At 68.3% G+C, this 240-nt stretch carries 1 pseudogene; it reads right to left on the minus strand.

Annotated features, from left to right (window positions below):
* Positions 1-240 (minus strand): annotated as a pseudogene (locus AX685_RS22230) (chemotaxis protein CheA); the annotation flags it as partial.

Genomic DNA, 240 nt, shown 5'->3' on the forward strand with positions numbered 1-240 from the left:
GAATTCGAAGACCGCCTTGATATCCTCGGCATCGACGCTGGCCGGGATCGCCACTTCCCAGGCGAGATAGGAGGAGTCGGGGTCCATCGCGGTCAGCGACGGCAGCGTCCCGGTGTCGCAGGCGATTACGCGGCCGCCCATGCGCACCAGTTCGCGCACCAGGAGCAGCGGCTCGGCGCCATTGTCGAACGCGTTGGGATTGGGCCGGAAATGGACGCGCCACTCCGCAGCGGCGGGCGC

Origin of the sequence: Sphingomonas sp. CCH9-F2, assembly GCF_001556735.1 — a bacterium.
GTDB lineage: Bacteria > Pseudomonadota > Alphaproteobacteria > Sphingomonadales > Sphingomonadaceae > Sphingomonas > Sphingomonas ginsenosidimutans.